Origin of the sequence: Glycomyces dulcitolivorans (assembly GCF_003265355.1) — a bacterium.
Taxonomy (GTDB): Bacteria; Actinomycetota; Actinomycetes; order Mycobacteriales; family Micromonosporaceae; genus Glycomyces; species Glycomyces dulcitolivorans.
Genome location: NZ_QFRW01000054.1, coordinates 115,605 through 131,630, shown reverse-complemented (window position 1 = coordinate 131,630; position 16,026 = coordinate 115,605). Strand labels below are relative to the sequence as shown.

The following is a 16,026-nucleotide window of genomic DNA, read 5'->3' as shown; positions in this document are numbered from 1 at the left end:
GCCGCAGCGGGGAAGGCCGCGGCGAGCGCGCCCGCGGCGGCGGCCGCCGCGAGGGTTCGGCGGCTGAATCTCGGTGGGTTCCAAGGGGTCACGCGAGGCTCCTTCGACTCGGGGTGAGCATCGTCAACGGGCAGTCTAAGCAGGTCGATCGATTACGGTCAATGGATTGCCGTAATCTCGGACCAATTTTTTTCATGACTTGACATAACCTCGTTTCCGGTCGTAACCTGAGCGCCCAACCATCGAGTCCGATCGATACGCCGGACACGGGTGTCCGCGTGAAGGGACTGCAAGCGTGACCACTGAACAACCCCCTCGGCAGGCGGTCAGCCGCCGCAACCTCATGAAGGCCGGCGGCCTCGGCCTGGCCGCCGCGCCCGCCCTCGCCGCCTGCGGCCGCGGCTTCGGCGGCGGCGGAGACGACGACTCCGGCGACGGCGTCACCCTCAACATGGTCTGGTGGGGCGACGCCACCCGGGCCGAGAAGACCCAGGCCGCCCTCGACCTCTTCAGGGAGCAGAACGAAGGCGTCACGATCGAGGTCGAATACCAGGACTCCGGCCCCTACCAGGACAAACTCGCCACCCGTTTCGCCGCCGGCGACCCGCCCGACCTCATGGCCATGCGCATGGACTCCCTCCGCGAGTACGCCGACCGCGACGCCCTCCTCGACCTCAACGAGTACGCCGACGACCTCGACCTCTCCGGGCTCAGCGACAACGCCGCGACCATCGCCGAGGTCGGCGAGAGCGTCTACGGCGTCCCCGCCGGCCTCAACACCGTCGGCTTCGTCGTCCGCCAGGACTTCGCCGACCAGTACGGCGTCCCGATCCCCGACGGGAACACCTGGTCCTGGGACGACCTGGCCGCCTTCGCGAAAGCGATCAGCGACGCCAGCGGCGGCGAGGTCTACGGCACCGGCTTCGAAGCCCAGACCCTCGCCAACATCCTCGTCTTCACCCGCCAGCGGGGCGAGAACTTCTTCACCGAGGACGACCAGCTCGGCGTCACCGCCGCCACCGTCCAGGCCTGGTTCGAACTCATCAACGGCATGCGGGACGACGGCGGCTTCCCGCCCGCGGGCTTCTTCGAGAACATCGGCGGCTCGCCCGACCAGTCCTACATCGCGCAGGGCAAACTCGCCTCGCAGATCATCCCCACCAACAACTTCCTCGGCTACAACGAGGCCTGCGGCGGCACCCTCGTCCTGCTGCGCATGCCCGGCGAGACCCAGGGGGTGCGCCGCGGACAGTCCGTCGACTGCCCCCACCTGTGGTCGGTCGCCGCGGCCTCCAAGCACCCCGAAGAGGCCCTGAAGCTCCTCGACTTCCTGCTCAACGACCCCGAGGCGTCCCTCGCCACGGGCACCACCCGCGGCGTCCCCGCCAATGCCGAAGTGGCAGAGGAGATCAAGGCCTCGCTGGAACCGGACGACCAGGCCGCCACCGACTTCCTCATCGCGCTCCAGGGCGAGGACCTGCCGCGCTCGCTCCTGTACCCGCCCGGCGGCAGCGCCGTCTTCGACTTCCTCGACGCGCTCGCCGTCGAGGTCGAGTTCGGGCGCATCAGCCCGGCCGACGCCGCGGCGCAGTTCATCGAGCAGGCCGAAGGGGCCATCGCAGAGTGAGCACCGAGACCGCCGTCATGCCGGAGGCGGACGTGCCGCCGGCCCCGGAGCAAGGGCGCCTCTCCGCGGGGCGCTCCCGGGGCCGGCGGGCGCGGCGAGACCGCGCCGGCTACCTGTTCCTGCTGCCGTGGTTCATCGGCATGCTGTTCACCGTCGTCCCGTTCTTCGCGTCGCTGTACCTGGCGTTCACGGACTACAACCTCCTGAATCCTCCGAAGTGGATCGGGTTCGAGAACTTCACGGCCATGTTCCGGGATTCCGTGCTGCTCAAGTCGTTGCAGGTCACGTTCGTCTACACGTTCGTATCGGTGCCGCTGTCACTGGCGGCGGCGCTGGGCGTGGCGATGATCCTGAACAAGGGCATCAGGGCGCTCCCGGTCTACCGGGCCGTGTTCTACCTGCCCTCGCTGCTCGGCGCGAGCGTCGCGGTCGTCCTGCTGTGGCGCTACGTGTTCGGACTGGACGGGATCGTGAACGCGTTCCTCGGCTGGTTCGGCGTGCCTGCGATCGCGTGGACTTCGGACCCCGACTACGCGCTGACGACGCTGATCATCCTGCACGTTTGGACGTTCGGCTCGCCCATGGTCATCTTCCTTGCGGGCCTTCGGCAGATCCCGGTCATGTACTACGAGGCGGCCGCGGTCGACGGGGCCTCGCGCTGGCGCCGGTTCCGCTCGATCACGCTGCCGCTCTTGAGCCCGATCATCTTCTTCAACCTGATCCAGTCGCTCATCGCCTCGTTCCAGACGTTCACTCAGGGCTTCGTGATGAACGACGGCGGCGGCGGTCCGGCGAACTCCACATTGTTCTACAACCTGTACCTCTACCAGCAGGGATTCAACCAGTTCAACATGGGCTACGCCTCGGCGATGGCCTGGACCCTCCTGGTGATCATCGCCGCGTTCACCGCCCTGACGTTCTTCTCCGCGAAGTACTGGGTCAACTACGACAACTGAGGCCGCATAGATGTCAACGACCTTGCAATCGACGAAGGCGCGGCGCACCGACGACGACGCGCTGATCGAGCGGTTCGGTTCGAGCCGCAAGAGCCGCTTCGCCAGGCACCTCGTGCTGTGCGTCATCGGCCTGTTCCTGATGTACCCGCTGCTGTGGCTGGTGTCGAGCTCGCTCAAGCCGAACGGGCTGATCTTCTCGGACCTGGCGCTGTGGCCGGCCGAGTGGAGCCCGCAGAACTACTCCGGCGGCTGGACGGCCCTGGAGTACGACTTCGGGATCTACTTCTCGAACTCCATCGTGATCGTGGTGCTCAGCATCGTCGGGAACCTGTTCTCGTGCTCCCTTGCGGCGTACGGGTTCGCGCGGCTGAACTTCACCGGGCGCAAGCTCTTCTTCGCGCTCATGCTCGGGACGATGATGCTGCCGGGGCACGTGCTGCTCATCCCGCAGTACATCCTGTTCGCGAAGCTCGGCTGGCTCAACACCTACTACCCGCTGCTGGTGCCGAACTTCCTGGCCACCAACGCGTTCTACATCTTCCTGATGGTCCAGTTCATGCGCCAGCTCCCGCAGGAGCTCGACGACGCGGCCCGGATCGACGGGTGCGGGCCGTTCCGCACGTTCTGGAGCATCATCCTGCCGCTGTGCCGCCCGGCGTTCGCGACGACCGCGATCTTCACGTTCATCTCGGTGTGGAACGAGTTCTTCGGGCCGCTGCTCTACCTGACCGACCCCGAGCTGTACACGGTTCCCTTGGCGCTGCGGCAGTTCGTGGACTCCGAGGGGCAGTCGCAGTGGGGGCAGATGTTCGCGATGTCGGTCCTGTCGCTCGCCCCGATCATCGGGTTCTTCATCGCCGGACAGAAATACCTGGTCAAGGGCATCGCCACGACCGGGCTCAAATAGAGGGAACGCCTTGAACCACCCGACCCGCGCTCGCGTTGGCGCCCATCCGTTCCGGCTCGCCGACAACGGCGACGGCACGTACCGCAACCCGGTCCTCAACGCGGACTGGTCCGACCCGGACTGCGTTCGGGTCGGGGACGACTTCTACCTGACCGCTTCGAGTTTCCACCGGGTGCCGGGCCTGCCGGTCCTGCACAGCCGGGACCTCGTGAACTGGACGGTCATCGGGCACGCGCTCACGAGGCTCGTGCCGGAGCAGGACTTCCGGACCCCGCAACGCGGCGGCGGCGTGTGGGCACCTGCCTTGCGCCACCACGCGGGCCGCTTCTGGATCGTCTACCCCGATCCCGACCGCGGCCTGTTCGTCACGAGCGCGGAAGACCCGGCGGGGAAGTGGACCGAGCCGCTGCTGCTGAAGGGCGGCAAGGGACTCATCGATCCTTGTCCTTTGTGGGACGAGGACGGTTCGGCGTATTTGGTCCACGGCTGGGCGAAGAGCCGCGCCGGGATCAACAACCGGCTCACGGTGCACCGCATGAGCGCCGATGCGACGGAGCTCTTGGACGAGGGCACGGTCGTCATCGACGGCGATGAGCTTGAGGGGTACCGGACCCTCGAAGGCCCGAAGTTCTACCGGCGCGACGGCTGGTACTGGATCTTCGCGCCTGCGGGCGGGGTCTCGGAGGGCTGGCAGTCGGCGTTCCGGTCGCGGGACCCGTTCGGGCCCTATGAGGGTCGGATCGTGCTCGCACAGGGGGCGACGGAGATCAACGGCCCGCACCAGGGCGCCTGGGTCGACACCCCGGACGGCGCGGACTGGTTCCTGCACTTCCAGGACAAGGGATTCCTGGGGCGGGTCGTCCATCTCCAGCCGATGAGCTGGAGCGAAGACGGCTGGCCGGTGATCGGGGAGGGTGGCGAGCCGGTTCTGGAGCACGCCAAGCCGATCGGGAGTGTGGTGGTTGCGGCGCCGGCGACGAGTGACGACTTCGCAGAGGGCTTCGGACACCAGTGGGCCTGGCAGGCGAACCCGAAACCGCATTGGATTGATGATGTCGGCGCGGGCGCGGATGTGGATGCCGATCCGGCTTTCGGTGGCGGCTTGCGGCTCAACTGCGTGCCCGGCCCGCAGGATCTTCGGTTCCTGCCGAACCTGCTCGGGCAACGACTCCCCTCCGACGACTTCCGCGCCGAAGTCACGATGCGGCTCGACGGCGCCGAGCTCGGCGACCGCGCCGGTCTTGCGGTCGTCGGCGATACCTACGCGTGGATCGGCCTGGAGCGTAACGAGATCGGGACCGCACTCGTGTATCGGACCGCCGAAGACGGCGCCGAGACCGAAGCGGCCGAACCGGTAGCGATCGAGGGCCCGGTGACGCTTACAGTCGAGGTCGAGCCCGGCGGCTTGTGCCGCTTCACCGCCGCGCAGCACGGAGGCGACTCCGAACGCGCGGGAAGGCGGATTCAAAACCCGTACAGTGTGGGTTCGAATCCCACCCGGGCTACCGACGCAGTCCGCAGCGAGCCGTTCCAGGCTACCGCGGGGCGCTGGGTCGGAGCCGCACTCGGATTGTTCGCGAGCAGTGGAGGCGCAACAGTGGTCGGCGCGCCGACCACGGGCGCGACCGTGCCCTCTGGCGTCTCCGTGAGCGCTGGCGCTCCCGGCACGCCTTCGACCTCGCCAATCGGCTCTGCTGTGTTCGGGCCCTTCATCGTTGAGGCGCGATCGGGTGACCATGGATGAGCAGCTCACACTTGTCCAGACGCACCCGCTGAGCCTCGGGGGGCGGACTGTTGCCGAGTACGTGTGGCGACCGCACCTGCCGAGCCTGTTGTCGCCGCGTCCATACCTGCACCCGGTGCGGACTTTGGCCGGGACCGAGGTCACCGAGGCCATGCCTCCCGACCACCTCCACCACCTGGGCGCGAGCCTGGCCGTCCCGGATGTCGGGGGTGTCAACTTCTGGGGTGGGCGAACCTACGTGCGCGGCAAGGGTTCCGTGCCGCTTCCGAACCATGGCGTGCAGCGTCACCACCGGTGGGAGGCGCGGACCGATGCGGTCCTGGCGCAGGAGCTCCACTGGGTCGGGCCCGATGGCGCGGTGGTCCTTCGCGAGCGGCGTCGGATCGCCGCGCGGCCGGTGGACGACCGGGCGTGGGCGTTGGACTTCCGGTTCGCGTTGCACAGCGCCGCGGCCGGGCCGTTGGAGTTTTCGAGTCCGGGGGCGAAGGGCCGCAGCGGGGCCGGGTACGGGGGGTTCTTCTGGCGGGCGCGGCGGGGGCTGCGGAGTGTGCGCATTCTCGGGCCCGGTGCCGAGGGCGCGGCGGGGCTGCACGGGTCGCGGGGGCGGTGGGTCGCGTTGAGTGCGAGCGGGCCCGATCCGTGGACGCTCGTGTTCATCGACGTTGCGGCGCAGGGTGATCCGTGGTTCGTGCGCGGCGACGACTATGTCGGTGTGGGTGCGTCGCTGGCGTGGTCGGAGGGGTTCGCGGTCGCGCCGGGGGAGGGGCCGCGGCGTCGGATCGTCACCGTGGTCGCGGACGGCGCGCTCGGGCCCGGTGAGGCCGGGGACCTGGCGGCGGCGGTGACCGCGGGGTCTACGGAGCGCGGCCATGGATCGTAGGTCCCATAAGATTGGTGATCTTCGATCCGGTGGCGCGCGAGCGGCGCCGGGACCGGCCGTTCTATCGGGAGGCGCAATGGAGCACTCCGGCACCGCCACGGTCGCCGAGCGGCCCGAGGCCCTGCTGTTGCAGGTCGACGGCCGCGAGGTCGCCAGCTACGTGTGGCGCTCGCGCCTGCCCGCCTCGACCGCGCCGCGGCCGTTCCTGCACCCGGTGCGCACCCTCGCCGGCACCCTCGTGACCGATGCGCGCCCGCACTCGCACACCCATCAGCTGGGCATCAGCATCGCCGCTCCCGACATCGGCGGCCGCAACTTCTGGGGCGGCCGCACGTTCGTCGCCGGGCACGGGCCCGCCTGGCTCGACGATCACGGTGCGCAGCGCCACCGCCGCTGGCTGCGGCACACCGAGTCCGAGCTCGCGCACACCCTCAACTGGGTCGACCGGGACGGTTCGGCGCTCCTGGCCGAGCGCCGGGTCATCTCATGCGGCCCCCTCTCCCCTGAAGCCTGGGTACTCCAGGTGCGGACGAGGCTACAGAACGCCACCGACAATCCGCTCCAGATCCGCAGCCCCGCGGCGCTGGGCCGGGTCGGGGCCGGGTACGGCGGGTTCTTCTGGCGCGGGCCCGCCCGGACCGAGCGGGTGCGGGTGCTCAGTCCCGGCGGCACCGGGGTGCGGGCCGTGCACGGGACGACCGCGGCGTGGGTCGCCGTCGCGGGGGCCGACGCCGAAGGCCGGGACTGGACCGTCGTGTTCGCGCCCGCCGACGCGGAGACCGCCGGCGACCGCTGGTTCGTGCGCGCCCGCGACTACCTCGGCGTGGGCTCGTCGCTCACCTGGGACCGTCCACTGGTGCTGGAGCCGGGCGAGTCCCTGGCCCGGCATATCCTCGCTGTCGTGGCAGACGGAACCCTCACCGAAGACGCGGCCGCCGCGCTCGCCGACCGAGCCCGGCCCGCGCCGTGACCGGGGATCCGGCCCGGCAGGAGCGCCTGCGCGAACTCAACCTTGGCCTGGTGTTCCGGCAGGTCCTCGCCGCAGAGGGCCCCGTCTCGCGCACCGAGCTCGCCGCCGCCACCGGCCTGACGCGGCCCACGATCACCCGCATCGTCGAAGAGCTCATCGCCGGGCGCCTCGTCGCCGAGACCGGCGCGACCCCCGACGGGCGGGCCGGGCGGCCCCGCGTCGGACTCACCTTGTCGCGCACCGGACCCGCGGGCCTGGGCCTGGACATCCGCACCGACGGCCTGGCCGCGTGCGTGGTCGACCTGGCCGGGACGGTCCGCCACCTCGCGTTCGCGCCGCTCGCCGACGCCGACGCGCCCGCGGTCCTCGACCGGTTGGCGCTCATGGCGACCGAGGCCGTCGCCGCCGCCAAGGCCGAGGGCCTCTCGGTCGTGACCGCGACGCTCGCCGTCCCCGGGCCGGTCGACGGCGGCATCGTGCGCACCGCGCCCGCGCTCGGCTGGCGCGGCGTCGACGCCGGGGCGCTGCTGCGCGAGCGCATCGAGGGCCTCGCCACCGCCGTCGACAACGAGGCGAACCTCGCCGCCCGCGCCGAACTCCATGCCTCCCGTTCCGTCCCCGAGCACTTCGTTTATGTCTCAGGCGGACTCGACATCGGGGCCGGGCTCATCATCGGCGGCCGGCTCATGCGCGGCTCCCACGGCTGGGGCGGCGAGCTCGGGCACGTCACCGTCGACCCCGAGGGCAAGCCGTGCCGGTGCGGGTCGCGCGGGTGCCTCCAGACCTACGCGAGCCTCGCCGCGATCCTCGGCGACGAACCCGTCCCCGCCGACCTCACCGCCGACGCCGCGGTCCTGGCCTGGGCCGACGCCGGCCGACCCGAGACCCTCGCGGCCCTCGACGCCGCCGCGAGCGCCCTCGGCGTCGCGCTCTCGGGCACGCTCAACCTCCTCGACATCGACACCGTGCTTCTCGGCGGCAGCTTCGCGCTGCTCTCGTCGTGGCTCGTTTCGGGCGTGGAAGCCGAACTGGCGCAACGGGTCCTGTCCGCCGCCTGGGCGCCGATCACGGTGCGCCCGGCGACCCTCGGTCCCGACGCGGCCGCGATCGGCGCGGCCCTCGCCGTCGTCGACCGCGTCAGCGCCGACCCCGCCGCCTGGATCGCCGCCAACCGCTAGAGCGCGCTCAGGCCGCGCCCTTGAACGGCCCTTCCATTGCGGCCCACTGGAGGAGCATCACGGTCTTCGCGTCCGAGATCTGCCCGGTGCGGACCATCTCGAGCGCCTCGGTGAACGGCAGCTCGACGACGATGATGTCCTCGCCCTCCTCGGCGACGCCCGCCCGGTCGGCGAGGGTCGCCGAGCCGTCGTACGGGGCCGCGAAGCAGTGCAGGCGCTCGGTCACCGACCCCGGGCTCATGTACGAGGCGAACACGAGGTGCGGCTCGCCGATGTCGAGGCCGGTCTCCTCGGCGGCCTCGCGGCGGATCGCCTCCTCGGGCGCGTCGCCGTCGAGCAGGCCCGCGGGGACTTCGAGGAGCATCCCGTCGGGGTGCTCGTTCACGTACGCGGGCAGGCGGAACTGCTGCGTGAGCACGACCGTGCCGCGGTCGGCGTCGTAGAGGAGGACGGCCGCGCCGTCGCCGCGGTCGTAGGTCTCGCGCGACTCGCGGGTCCAGCGGCCGTTCGCGTGGCGGTAGTCGAAGGTGGTCTTGCGCAGGACGTACCAGTCGCTGGAGAGCAGCTCGACGTCGACGATGCGCACGTCGGGGTTGCCGGTCAGGTCGCGTCCCTGCCGGTCGAGCCCGGTGCGGCCGCGCCCGTCCGGGGTGTCGATCCCTGCGGTCATCTCGGCTCCTCGATATGTTCGAGTTTGTCAATACATGTTCGATAATGATGATATCATGGCCCGCTGAAAACGGCGCCCGCGAAGCCTCGGCCGGCCCGCGGATCGCCGCGAACGGACCTCCCGGCAGGCCCCGAAACCCGCTACCATCAGCCGAAACCGAAGGAGGTGGTGCAATGGCGCACCGACCCGACCCTGCGATCGACGGCCCCGGACACGGCACCCTCTCGATCGCGAGCATCCTCGCCGAGACTGCGCGTCGCCGACCCGACGCCCCCGCCCTCCACTTCATGGGCCAGGCCATTCCCTATGGGCCCCTTTGGGAGCAGACCCGCGCGTACGCGGGCGCGCTGGCCGCCCGCGGGATCGGGCCCGGCTCGCGGGTGGCGATCGGCATCCCGAACGTCCCGGACTTCCCCCGCGTCTACTACGCCGCGCTCGCGCTCGGCGCGGTCGTCGTCCCGATCCACCTGCTGTTCAAGGCCGACGAGATCGCGTTCGTGCTCGAAGACAGCGGCGCCGACCTGTACGTGGCCGCCGCGCCGCTCCTCGCCGAGGCCGCCCCGGCGGCCGCGCGAGCGGGCGTCCCGCTCGTCACCGTGCTCGCCCCCGAGGGCCTCGAAGCCGGAGGCTCCCCGGTCGCCCGGCTCGAAGCCGAAGCGGCGCAAGCCGAACCGATCGAGCGCCACACCCCGGTGAACCCGCTCGCCGCCGCGACCATCCTCTACACCTCGGGCACCACCGGCACCCCGAAGGGCGCGGTCGGCTCCCACCTGGCGATCGTCGAGCAGGTCCACACGCTGCTGCTCGACTCGCTCGACGTGCGGCCCGACGACGTCATCTACGGCGGCCTCCCGTTCTTCCACACCTTCGGGCAGACCGTGGTCCTCAACCTCGCGTTCCGGCGCGGCGCCTCGATCATCCTGCTGCCGCGCTTCGACCCCGACGAGGCGCTCGCGCTCCTGGTGCGCCACAAGGGGACCGTGTTCGCCGCCGTCCCGACCAACTACGCCGCGCTGCTGGAGGCCGCGGGCCGCTCGCCCGAGCGCCCGCCGCTGCGCTGGGCGGTCTCCGGCGGCGCCCCGCTGCCGGGCGCGCTGCTCGAAGCGTTCGAGGGGACCTTCGGCGCGCCGGTCCTGGAGGGCTACGGGCTGACCGAGACGTCGCCGGTCGCGACCATCGGCCGGTTCGGCGACCCCGTCAGGCCCGGCACCGTCGGGCCCGCGCTGTGGGGCGCGGACGTCGCCGTCGCCGACCCTGAGGTGGACGACCGGACGGTGCTCCTGCCCGAGCCGGGGGCGCTCGGCGAGATCGTCGTCCGCGGCCACAACCTCATGAAGGGCTACCTCGGCCGCCCCGACGCCACGGAGGCGGCCGTCGTCGAGGGGTGGTTCCGCACCGGCGACCTCGGCACGGTCGACGCCGAGGGCGTCGCGCGGATCGTGGACCGCAAGAAGGACATGATCATCCGCAACGGCTACAACGTGTACCCGACCGAGGTCGAGGCCGTGCTCGCACGCTACCCGGGCGTGTCGGTCGCGGCGGTCTTCGGCGTCCCGCACGACCTGCACGGCCAGGAGGTGCACGCCTGCGTCGTCGCGACCGAGGGCGCCGACATCGACGCGGCCGCGGTGGTCGCGTTCATGAAGGAGAAGGTCGCGGCCTTCAAGTACCCGCGGTTCGTGCACGTGGTGGACGCACTCCCGCTCGGCCCGAGCGGGAAGGTGCTCAAGCGCGAACTCGTGCAGCGGTACGCGCCTTAGGGAACGGGCTTGATGGCGGCGCGGGTCCTGTCGGCTTGCGCCGCTTCGGCGTTCATTCGGGGACGTAGAGGGTGATGGTCTCGGCGACGAGCGCGGGCTTGGCGGCGCCCTCGATCTCGACGGTCACGCGGTACCCGGCGCGCACGCCGCGCGCGGTCGCCTCGGCGGAGGCGAGTTCGACGACGGCCCGGACGCGGGCGCCGACGGGGACCGGCTGGAGGAACCGGAGCCGGTCGAGGCCGTAGTTGACGGACATCGCCAGGCCGTCGATCGCGATGAGGCCCTTGATGAGCGAGGGCAGGAGCGACAGGGTCAGGAACCCGTGCGCGATGGGCCCGCCGAACGGCCCGGCGGCCGCGCGCTCAGGGTCGGTGTGGATCCACTGGCGGTCGCCGGTGACCTCGGCGAACGCGTCGACGCGGGCTTGGTCGATCTCCAGCCACTCGCCGGTCGCCTTGGCGCCCAGCGAGTTCGCCAGATCGCTCGGCGAAGCCGCCTCGATCCGTCCGCCCGCGCCGTCCGTCCCGGTGATGTCCACGCGACCTCCTCGTCGTCCCGCCCGCTCGGCCGGACCCAGCGTACCGACTGTGGGAAGTTCCACAGAAGGATGCACTCAGTGCATCGTTGCATTTAGTGTAGGCGGCATGGCCCCAGCCACCGGACCCGTCGACCGCCGCGCCGCCCTCAAGGCGAAGAGCCGCCGCGCCATCCTCGACGCCGCCGCCGACCTCATGACCAGGCGACGCAGCGCCGGCTTCTCCGTCGACGAACTCGCCGCCGCCGCCGACGTCTCCCGCCGCACCGTCTTCAACCACTTCGCCACCCTCGAAGACGTCGTCACCGAAGTCTCCGGGCACATGCTCGTCGAAGTCGTCGACCGCATGTCCGCCCAGGCTGCCAGCGCCGACCGCGAACCCGACACCGTCCTCGCCGACCTCGTCGCCACCTCCTCCGGCGACCGCCTCGTCCCCGTCGTCGTCGAACTCTTCGAGATCCTCGGCGGCGGCGGCCCCCAGCCGAGCAACCGCGAAGCCGTCCTCATGCAGCGCGCCTTCAACCTCTTCACCGAGCGCATGACCGCCGCCATGACCGGCCGCCACCCCGAGGTCGACCCCCTCGCCGTCCGGCTCCTCGTCGCCGCGTTCTGCGGCGGCCTCCTCGGCTTCGTCCACCTGTGGATCGAGGAGACCGGCGCCGCCGACACCCCCGCCTCCCGGCGGGTCTGGGACCGCTTCGTCGCCCGCGTCACCGACGTCCTGCGCGAACCGCGCACCTGAGCTCCGAACACCCGTCACCACGACCAGGAGACCACCATGGCCGAATTCCTCTACCGCGTCGGGCGCTGGTGCGCCCGCCGCGCCAAGACCGTCATCGCCGCATGGATACTCGTGCTCGCGGCCGCCGCGGCCGCATTCATCCTCTTCGGAGGGACACTGGCGAGCACGGTCTCCATCCCCGGCACCGCGACCGAGGAGGTCACCGACCACCTCGCCGACTCGCTCCCCGACGCCTCGGGCGGCACCGGCAGCATCGTGGTCGCCACTGAGAACGGCGAGGCCTTCACCGCCGAGCAGCAGGCCGCGATCTCGGCCCTGATCGCCGAAGCAGACGACGTCGACGGCGTCGCCGCGGTCGTCGACCCCTTCGCCACCGAGGCGCAGCGCGCCGACCAGCAGGCCCAGATCGACGAGGGCCGCACCCAGATCGAGACCGGGCTCGCCCAGGCCGACCAGGGCCGCACCGGGATCGAGGCCGCGCGCGCCGAGCTCGACGCGTCCCAAGCGCAGCTCGACGCCGCCCGCGAGCAGTTCGGCGAGTCGGCCGACCTCGCCGCCCAGCAGGCGCAACTCGACGCCGGGTACGCCGAACTCGACGCGCAGCAGGCCGAACTCGAAGCCGGCGCGGCCGAGCTCGCCGTCCAGTCCCTCGCCCTCGAAGAGGGCGCGACGCTCCTCGAACTCGCCGCCGACGCGCGGCTCGTCTCCTCCGACGGCTCCGCCGCCATCGTCACCGTCTCCTTCGAGGAGACCCAGATGGAGGTCACGCCGGAGACCAAGGAAGACGTCCGCCAGATCTTCGAGGACTCCCCTGTAGACGGAGTCGAGGTCGACTACTCCTCCGAGATGCAGGACTCCGTCCCCGCCATCGCGGGCGTCAGCGAGGTCATCGGCCTCGTCGTCGCCGCCGTCGTTCTCGTCCTCATCCTCGGCACGTTCCTCGGTGCCGTCCTGCCGCTGGCGACCGCCCTGGTCGCCGTCGGCATCGGCGCGCTCGCCAGCATGGCCCTGTCGGGCGCGGTCGAGATGACCTCGGTGACCCCGATCCTCGGCCTCATGCTCGGCCTCGCCGTCGGCATCGACTACTCGCTGTTCATCGTCAACCGCCACCGCCGCCAGCTCAAGGACGGCTACGAGGTCGACGAGTCGATCGCGCTGGCGACCGGCACGTCGGGCAACGCGGTCGTCTTCGCCGGTGCGACCGTGCTGATCGCCTTGGTGGCGTTGAACATCACCGGGATCCCGTTCCTCGGGCTCATGGGCTCGATCGGCGCGTTCTGCATCGCGATCGCGGTGCTGGTGGCGATCACGTTCATCCCGGCGCTGCTGCGCCTGGTCGGCCTGAAGATCCTCTCCAGGCGCGAGCGGACCGCCCGCGAATCGCACGGTACGGCCGAGCGCAAGCCGGACCCGCAGCCGATGCACACCGGCCGCGCCGTGCTGCGCGTCCTCCTCGGCATCGGCGCCCTTGTCGCCGTTGCCGTTCCGGCGATGGACCTGCGGCTCAACCTGCCCGACGGGTCGTCGGAGCAGCACGACACCACGCAGTACCAGGCGTACGCGACGATCGCCGACCGCTTCGGCGAGGGCCAGAACGGCTCCCTGCTCGTGGTCGCCGACCTCGCCGACGCCCCCGACGACGCGGGCTCGCTCGCGGCGCAGGTCGCGGTCGCCGAAGCCGTCGCGGGCGAGGACGACGTGGTCGCCGTGGCGCCCATCGGGACCTCCGAGGACGGCAAGACCATGGCGTTCCAGGTGATCCCGGAGGAGGGCCCGACGAGCGAGTCCACTGAGGACCTCGTGCACGCACTGCGCGGCCTGTCGGTGGACGGCATCGAGGAGATCGGCGTCGCGGGCTCGGCCAGCGGCAACATCGACATCTCCGAGATCCTCGCCGACGCGCTCCCGATCTACCTCGCGGTGGTCGTGGGCCTGTCGCTGATCATCCTCATCCTGGTGTTCCGCTCGATCCTCGTCCCGGTCCTCGCGACGCTGGGCTTCATCCTCAGCTACTTCGCGGCCCTCGGCGGGGTCGTGGCGATCTACCAGTGGGGCTGGCTCGCCGACGTCTTCGGCGTCGACACCCCGGGCCCGATCCTGAACTTCCTGCCGACGCTCCTGGTCGGCATCCTGTTCGGGCTCGCGATGGACTACATGCTGTTCATCGGCTCGGGCATGCGCGAGGCGTACGCGCACGGCGCCCCGGCGCGCCAGTCGGTGGTGCTCGGCGTCCGCGCCGGCCGCTCGGTGGTCACGGCCGCCGCGATCATCATGATGGCGGTCTTCGGCGGGTTCGTGTTCTCCCACTCGACGATGATCCGGCCCATCGGCTTCGCGCTCGCCTTCGGCGTGCTCGTCGACGCGTTCCTGGTCCGGATGCTCATCATCCCCGCGCTCATGCACATCGTGGGCGACAAGGCGTGGTGGCTTCCGAAGTGGCTCGACCGTATCCTCCCCGACGTCGACGTGGAAGGCGCCGCCCTGGAGCGGCGCCACCCCCACGTCGAGAAAGCGGAGGACTAGCTCCCTGCGGCCCCCTCGCCTTCGGGCGAGGGGGCTTTCCAGTCCGGGTTCCGCCCGAGCACCGCCAGCAGCTGCTCCATGGGCCCGGAGTCGGCCACCGGCATGACGGCGGGAGCGAAGGGCGCGTACGGCCCGCTCCGGGCCGGCCCGGTCAAGGGCACCTCGAAGGCCAAGGGCAGCACGGCCTCCAGCAACTCCGCGTCGAATCGAGGCGGCCGCCCGATGGTGATGCCGACGTCCCACGAATGCACCACGTAGTCGATGAAGTGGAACCCCAGCGCGGTCGCCCCGGGCACCCGCACCTCCTGATCGGCCCCGGCCAGCAGCGACCACTCCCGCTCAGTGGCCCCTTCGGACGCGAACGCCGCCACGACCTGCGCCGCGGACTCCGCGAACGCCGAAGCAGTGGAAGGCACTTCCTCCCAGACCCGCAGCGCGAACGCCTCCCCGCGGGCCGCCGAAGCGAACCCCAGGTTCTGCGCGGTCATGTGGGCGAGCAGCCGGTCGAGGTCCCACCCCGCGCACGGCGTGGGGAGGTCGAAGCGCTCGACCCGGTCGACGAGGTCCACGGCGGTCGCCATGGCCGTGCGGTGAAATGCGAGGAGTCCGGTCATGATCGGGATCATAGGGCCTCCGCGCCGGGCCCGATATGATGCCGGGCGGCGCCCCGTCCCGACGGGCGGGACGCCGAGCACCTGAAGGAGTCCGATATCAGTTCCGAGACCGACCGCCTGGTCGCGTTCAGCACCCAACTACGTACTGTCCACCAAAGCCTCCGCCGGGCCCTCGACCTGGCCCGCCGCTCGATCGACGGCGAATTCGACGAGGTCGGCCAAGACCTCCTCATCTACTGCCGCGGCTTCTGCGCCGCCCTCAGCGGCCACCACCAGAGCGAGGACCGCGGCCTCTTCCCCGAGATCACCGCCGCCCACCCCGAGCTCGCCCCCGTGATCGCCAACCTCGTCCGCGACCACAACATGCTCGAACACCTCCTGGGTGGCTTCGCCGCCGCCATCGACACCGGCGCCGACGACGACACCCTCCACCGCCACCTCGACGGCATCAGCGCGGTCATGGAGACCCACTTCGGCTACGAAGAGCGCCAACTCCTCACCGTCCTCGACACCCTCGCCCTCGGCGACGACCCGAAGACCCTGCTGGGGGACCTGGCCTAGCCGGCTGGGTGGGGCCGTGGGCTCCGAAAATCGGGAGGGCCCGGTGGGCCCGCGGGTCCGATCGTTGGGCGGCCCCGGTCATCCCCGGGGCCTGTGTGTTGTTGCGGGCGGCCGGCCTCGTCAGGTCGGCCGCCCGCGTGCTCCGCGCGGAGCGGGTGCTGTCGGCGGGGACCCGGTGCGCGGGTGGCTTCCCGTGCTCGGGCCTCGGTATGGCGACGTTCGCGAAATCCCCTCTGTCGCCGCCATCCCGCCGATAGCGGATGACGTTTTTGCTATCTACTACAACAGGTAGGGGTCCCAAGTGTCGAATGCGAAGAATCTACTTGTGGATAACTTTTCAGAATGCCTGGTCATCGCCG

At 70.9% G+C, this 16,026-nt stretch carries 14 protein-coding genes; 11 read left to right on the top strand and 3 right to left on the bottom strand.

Features of this window, described 5'->3' with window-relative positions:
* Window positions 1–295 precede the first annotated feature (295 nt).
* The 7 genes from DI269_RS03795 (at window position 296) to DI269_RS03765 (ending at window position 8,262) form a co-directional block, all read left to right on the top strand.
* Entirely contained in the window at window positions 296–1,627 is a 1,332-nt protein-coding gene (locus DI269_RS03795) for an ABC transporter substrate-binding protein (protein ID WP_198667116.1), read from the top strand.
* A 17-nt stretch (window positions 1,628–1,644) separates the two neighbouring features.
* Complete coding sequence (locus DI269_RS03790; protein WP_112133801.1) at window positions 1,645–2,583, top strand: carbohydrate ABC transporter permease; 939 nt, start codon at window positions 1,645–1,647, stop codon at window positions 2,581–2,583.
* Window positions 2,584–2,593: 10 nt separating this feature from the next.
* Window positions 2,594–3,490 (top strand): carbohydrate ABC transporter permease, encoded by an 897-nt coding sequence (locus DI269_RS03785; RefSeq protein WP_112133790.1) that lies wholly within the window; start codon window positions 2,594–2,596, stop codon window positions 3,488–3,490.
* A gap of 10 nt (window positions 3,491–3,500) precedes the next feature.
* On the top strand, window positions 3,501–5,234 hold the full coding sequence (locus DI269_RS03780) for a glycoside hydrolase family 43 protein (RefSeq protein WP_112133789.1): 1,734 nt from the start codon (window positions 3,501–3,503) through the stop codon (window positions 5,232–5,234).
* Window positions 5,227–6,114, top strand: a complete 888-nt coding sequence (locus tag DI269_RS03775) for a DUF6807 domain-containing protein (RefSeq protein ID WP_112133800.1) — start codon at window positions 5,227–5,229, stop codon at window positions 6,112–6,114. Before DI269_RS03780 ends, DI269_RS03775 begins: the two co-directional genes overlap by 8 nt.
* Before the next feature lie 76 nt (window positions 6,115–6,190).
* Window positions 6,191–7,084, top strand: a complete 894-nt coding sequence (locus tag DI269_RS03770) for a DUF6807 domain-containing protein (RefSeq protein ID WP_112133788.1) — start codon at window positions 6,191–6,193, stop codon at window positions 7,082–7,084.
* Window positions 7,081–8,262, top strand: coding sequence for an ROK family transcriptional regulator (locus DI269_RS03765; protein ID WP_112133787.1), 1,182 nt, complete (start codon window positions 7,081–7,083; stop codon window positions 8,260–8,262). Before DI269_RS03770 ends, DI269_RS03765 begins: the two co-directional genes overlap by 4 nt.
* A gap of 7 nt (window positions 8,263–8,269) precedes the next feature.
* Here the strand turns inward: DI269_RS03765 and DI269_RS03760 are convergent, their stop codons facing one another.
* A complete protein-coding gene (locus DI269_RS03760) occupies window positions 8,270–8,932 on the bottom strand; it encodes an NUDIX domain-containing protein (protein ID WP_112133786.1) in 663 nt (220 codons plus the stop codon).
* 173 nt (window positions 8,933–9,105) lie between these two features.
* On the opposite strand from DI269_RS03760, the gene DI269_RS03755 reads away from it, so the two are divergent.
* Window positions 9,106–10,692 (top strand): AMP-binding protein, encoded by a 1,587-nt coding sequence (locus DI269_RS03755; RefSeq protein ID WP_112133785.1) that lies wholly within the window; start codon window positions 9,106–9,108, stop codon window positions 10,690–10,692.
* Between the two features lie 52 nt (window positions 10,693–10,744).
* Here the strand turns inward: DI269_RS03755 and DI269_RS03750 are convergent, their stop codons facing one another.
* Window positions 10,745–11,224: a MaoC family dehydratase gene (locus DI269_RS03750; protein WP_408612261.1), complete on the bottom strand. Its 480-nt coding sequence runs from the start codon at window positions 11,222–11,224 to the stop codon at window positions 10,745–10,747.
* A gap of 112 nt (window positions 11,225–11,336) precedes the next feature.
* Here DI269_RS03750 and DI269_RS26765 point away from each other — a divergent pair, with 112 nt between their 5' ends.
* Complete coding sequence (locus DI269_RS26765; RefSeq protein ID WP_198667113.1) at window positions 11,337–11,969, top strand: TetR/AcrR family transcriptional regulator; 633 nt, start codon at window positions 11,337–11,339, stop codon at window positions 11,967–11,969.
* Window positions 11,970–12,005: 36 nt separating this feature from the next.
* On the top strand, window positions 12,006–14,492 hold the full coding sequence (locus tag DI269_RS03740; RefSeq protein WP_112133784.1) for an MMPL family transporter: 2,487 nt from the start codon (window positions 12,006–12,008) through the stop codon (window positions 14,490–14,492).
* Here DI269_RS03740 and DI269_RS03735 read toward each other — a convergent pair.
* Window positions 14,489–15,106 carry a TIGR03086 family metal-binding protein gene (locus DI269_RS03735; protein ID WP_157974746.1) on the bottom strand — a complete coding sequence of 206 codons (618 nt, stop codon included), beginning with the start codon at window positions 15,104–15,106 and terminating at the stop codon, window positions 14,489–14,491. The two genes, DI269_RS03740 and DI269_RS03735, sit on opposite strands and share 4 nt — an antisense overlap.
* Window positions 15,107–15,187: 81 nt before the next feature.
* Here DI269_RS03735 and DI269_RS03730 point away from each other — a divergent pair, with 81 nt between their 5' ends.
* Entirely contained in the window at window positions 15,188–15,667 is a 480-nt protein-coding gene (locus DI269_RS03730; RefSeq protein WP_198667118.1) for a hemerythrin domain-containing protein, read from the top strand.
* Window positions 15,668–16,026 lie beyond the last annotated feature (359 nt).

What these genes read in the sequence shown, in the direction of transcription:
- DI269_RS03770 (WP_112133788.1), top strand. Translation starts at nt 6,191, where the DNA reads ATGGAGCACTCCGGCACCGCCACGGTCGCCGAGCGGCCCGAGGCCCTG.
- DI269_RS03735 (WP_157974746.1), bottom strand. Translation starts at nt 15,106, where the DNA reads ATGACCGGACTCCTCGCATTTCACCGCACGGCCATGGCGACCGCCGTG.
- DI269_RS03740 (WP_112133784.1), top strand. Translation starts at nt 12,006, where the DNA reads ATGGCCGAATTCCTCTACCGCGTCGGGCGCTGGTGCGCCCGCCGCGCC.
- DI269_RS03775 (WP_112133800.1), top strand. Translation starts at nt 5,227, where the DNA reads ATGGATGAGCAGCTCACACTTGTCCAGACGCACCCGCTGAGCCTCGGG.
- DI269_RS03785 (WP_112133790.1), top strand. Translation starts at nt 2,594, where the DNA reads ATGTCAACGACCTTGCAATCGACGAAGGCGCGGCGCACCGACGACGAC.
- DI269_RS03790 (WP_112133801.1), top strand. Translation starts at nt 1,645, where the DNA reads ATGCCGGAGGCGGACGTGCCGCCGGCCCCGGAGCAAGGGCGCCTCTCC.
- DI269_RS03760 (WP_112133786.1), bottom strand. Translation starts at nt 8,932, where the DNA reads ATGACCGCAGGGATCGACACCCCGGACGGGCGCGGCCGCACCGGGCTC.
- DI269_RS03755 (WP_112133785.1), top strand. Translation starts at nt 9,106, where the DNA reads ATGGCGCACCGACCCGACCCTGCGATCGACGGCCCCGGACACGGCACC.
- DI269_RS26765 (WP_198667113.1), top strand. Translation starts at nt 11,337, where the DNA reads ATGGCCCCAGCCACCGGACCCGTCGACCGCCGCGCCGCCCTCAAGGCG.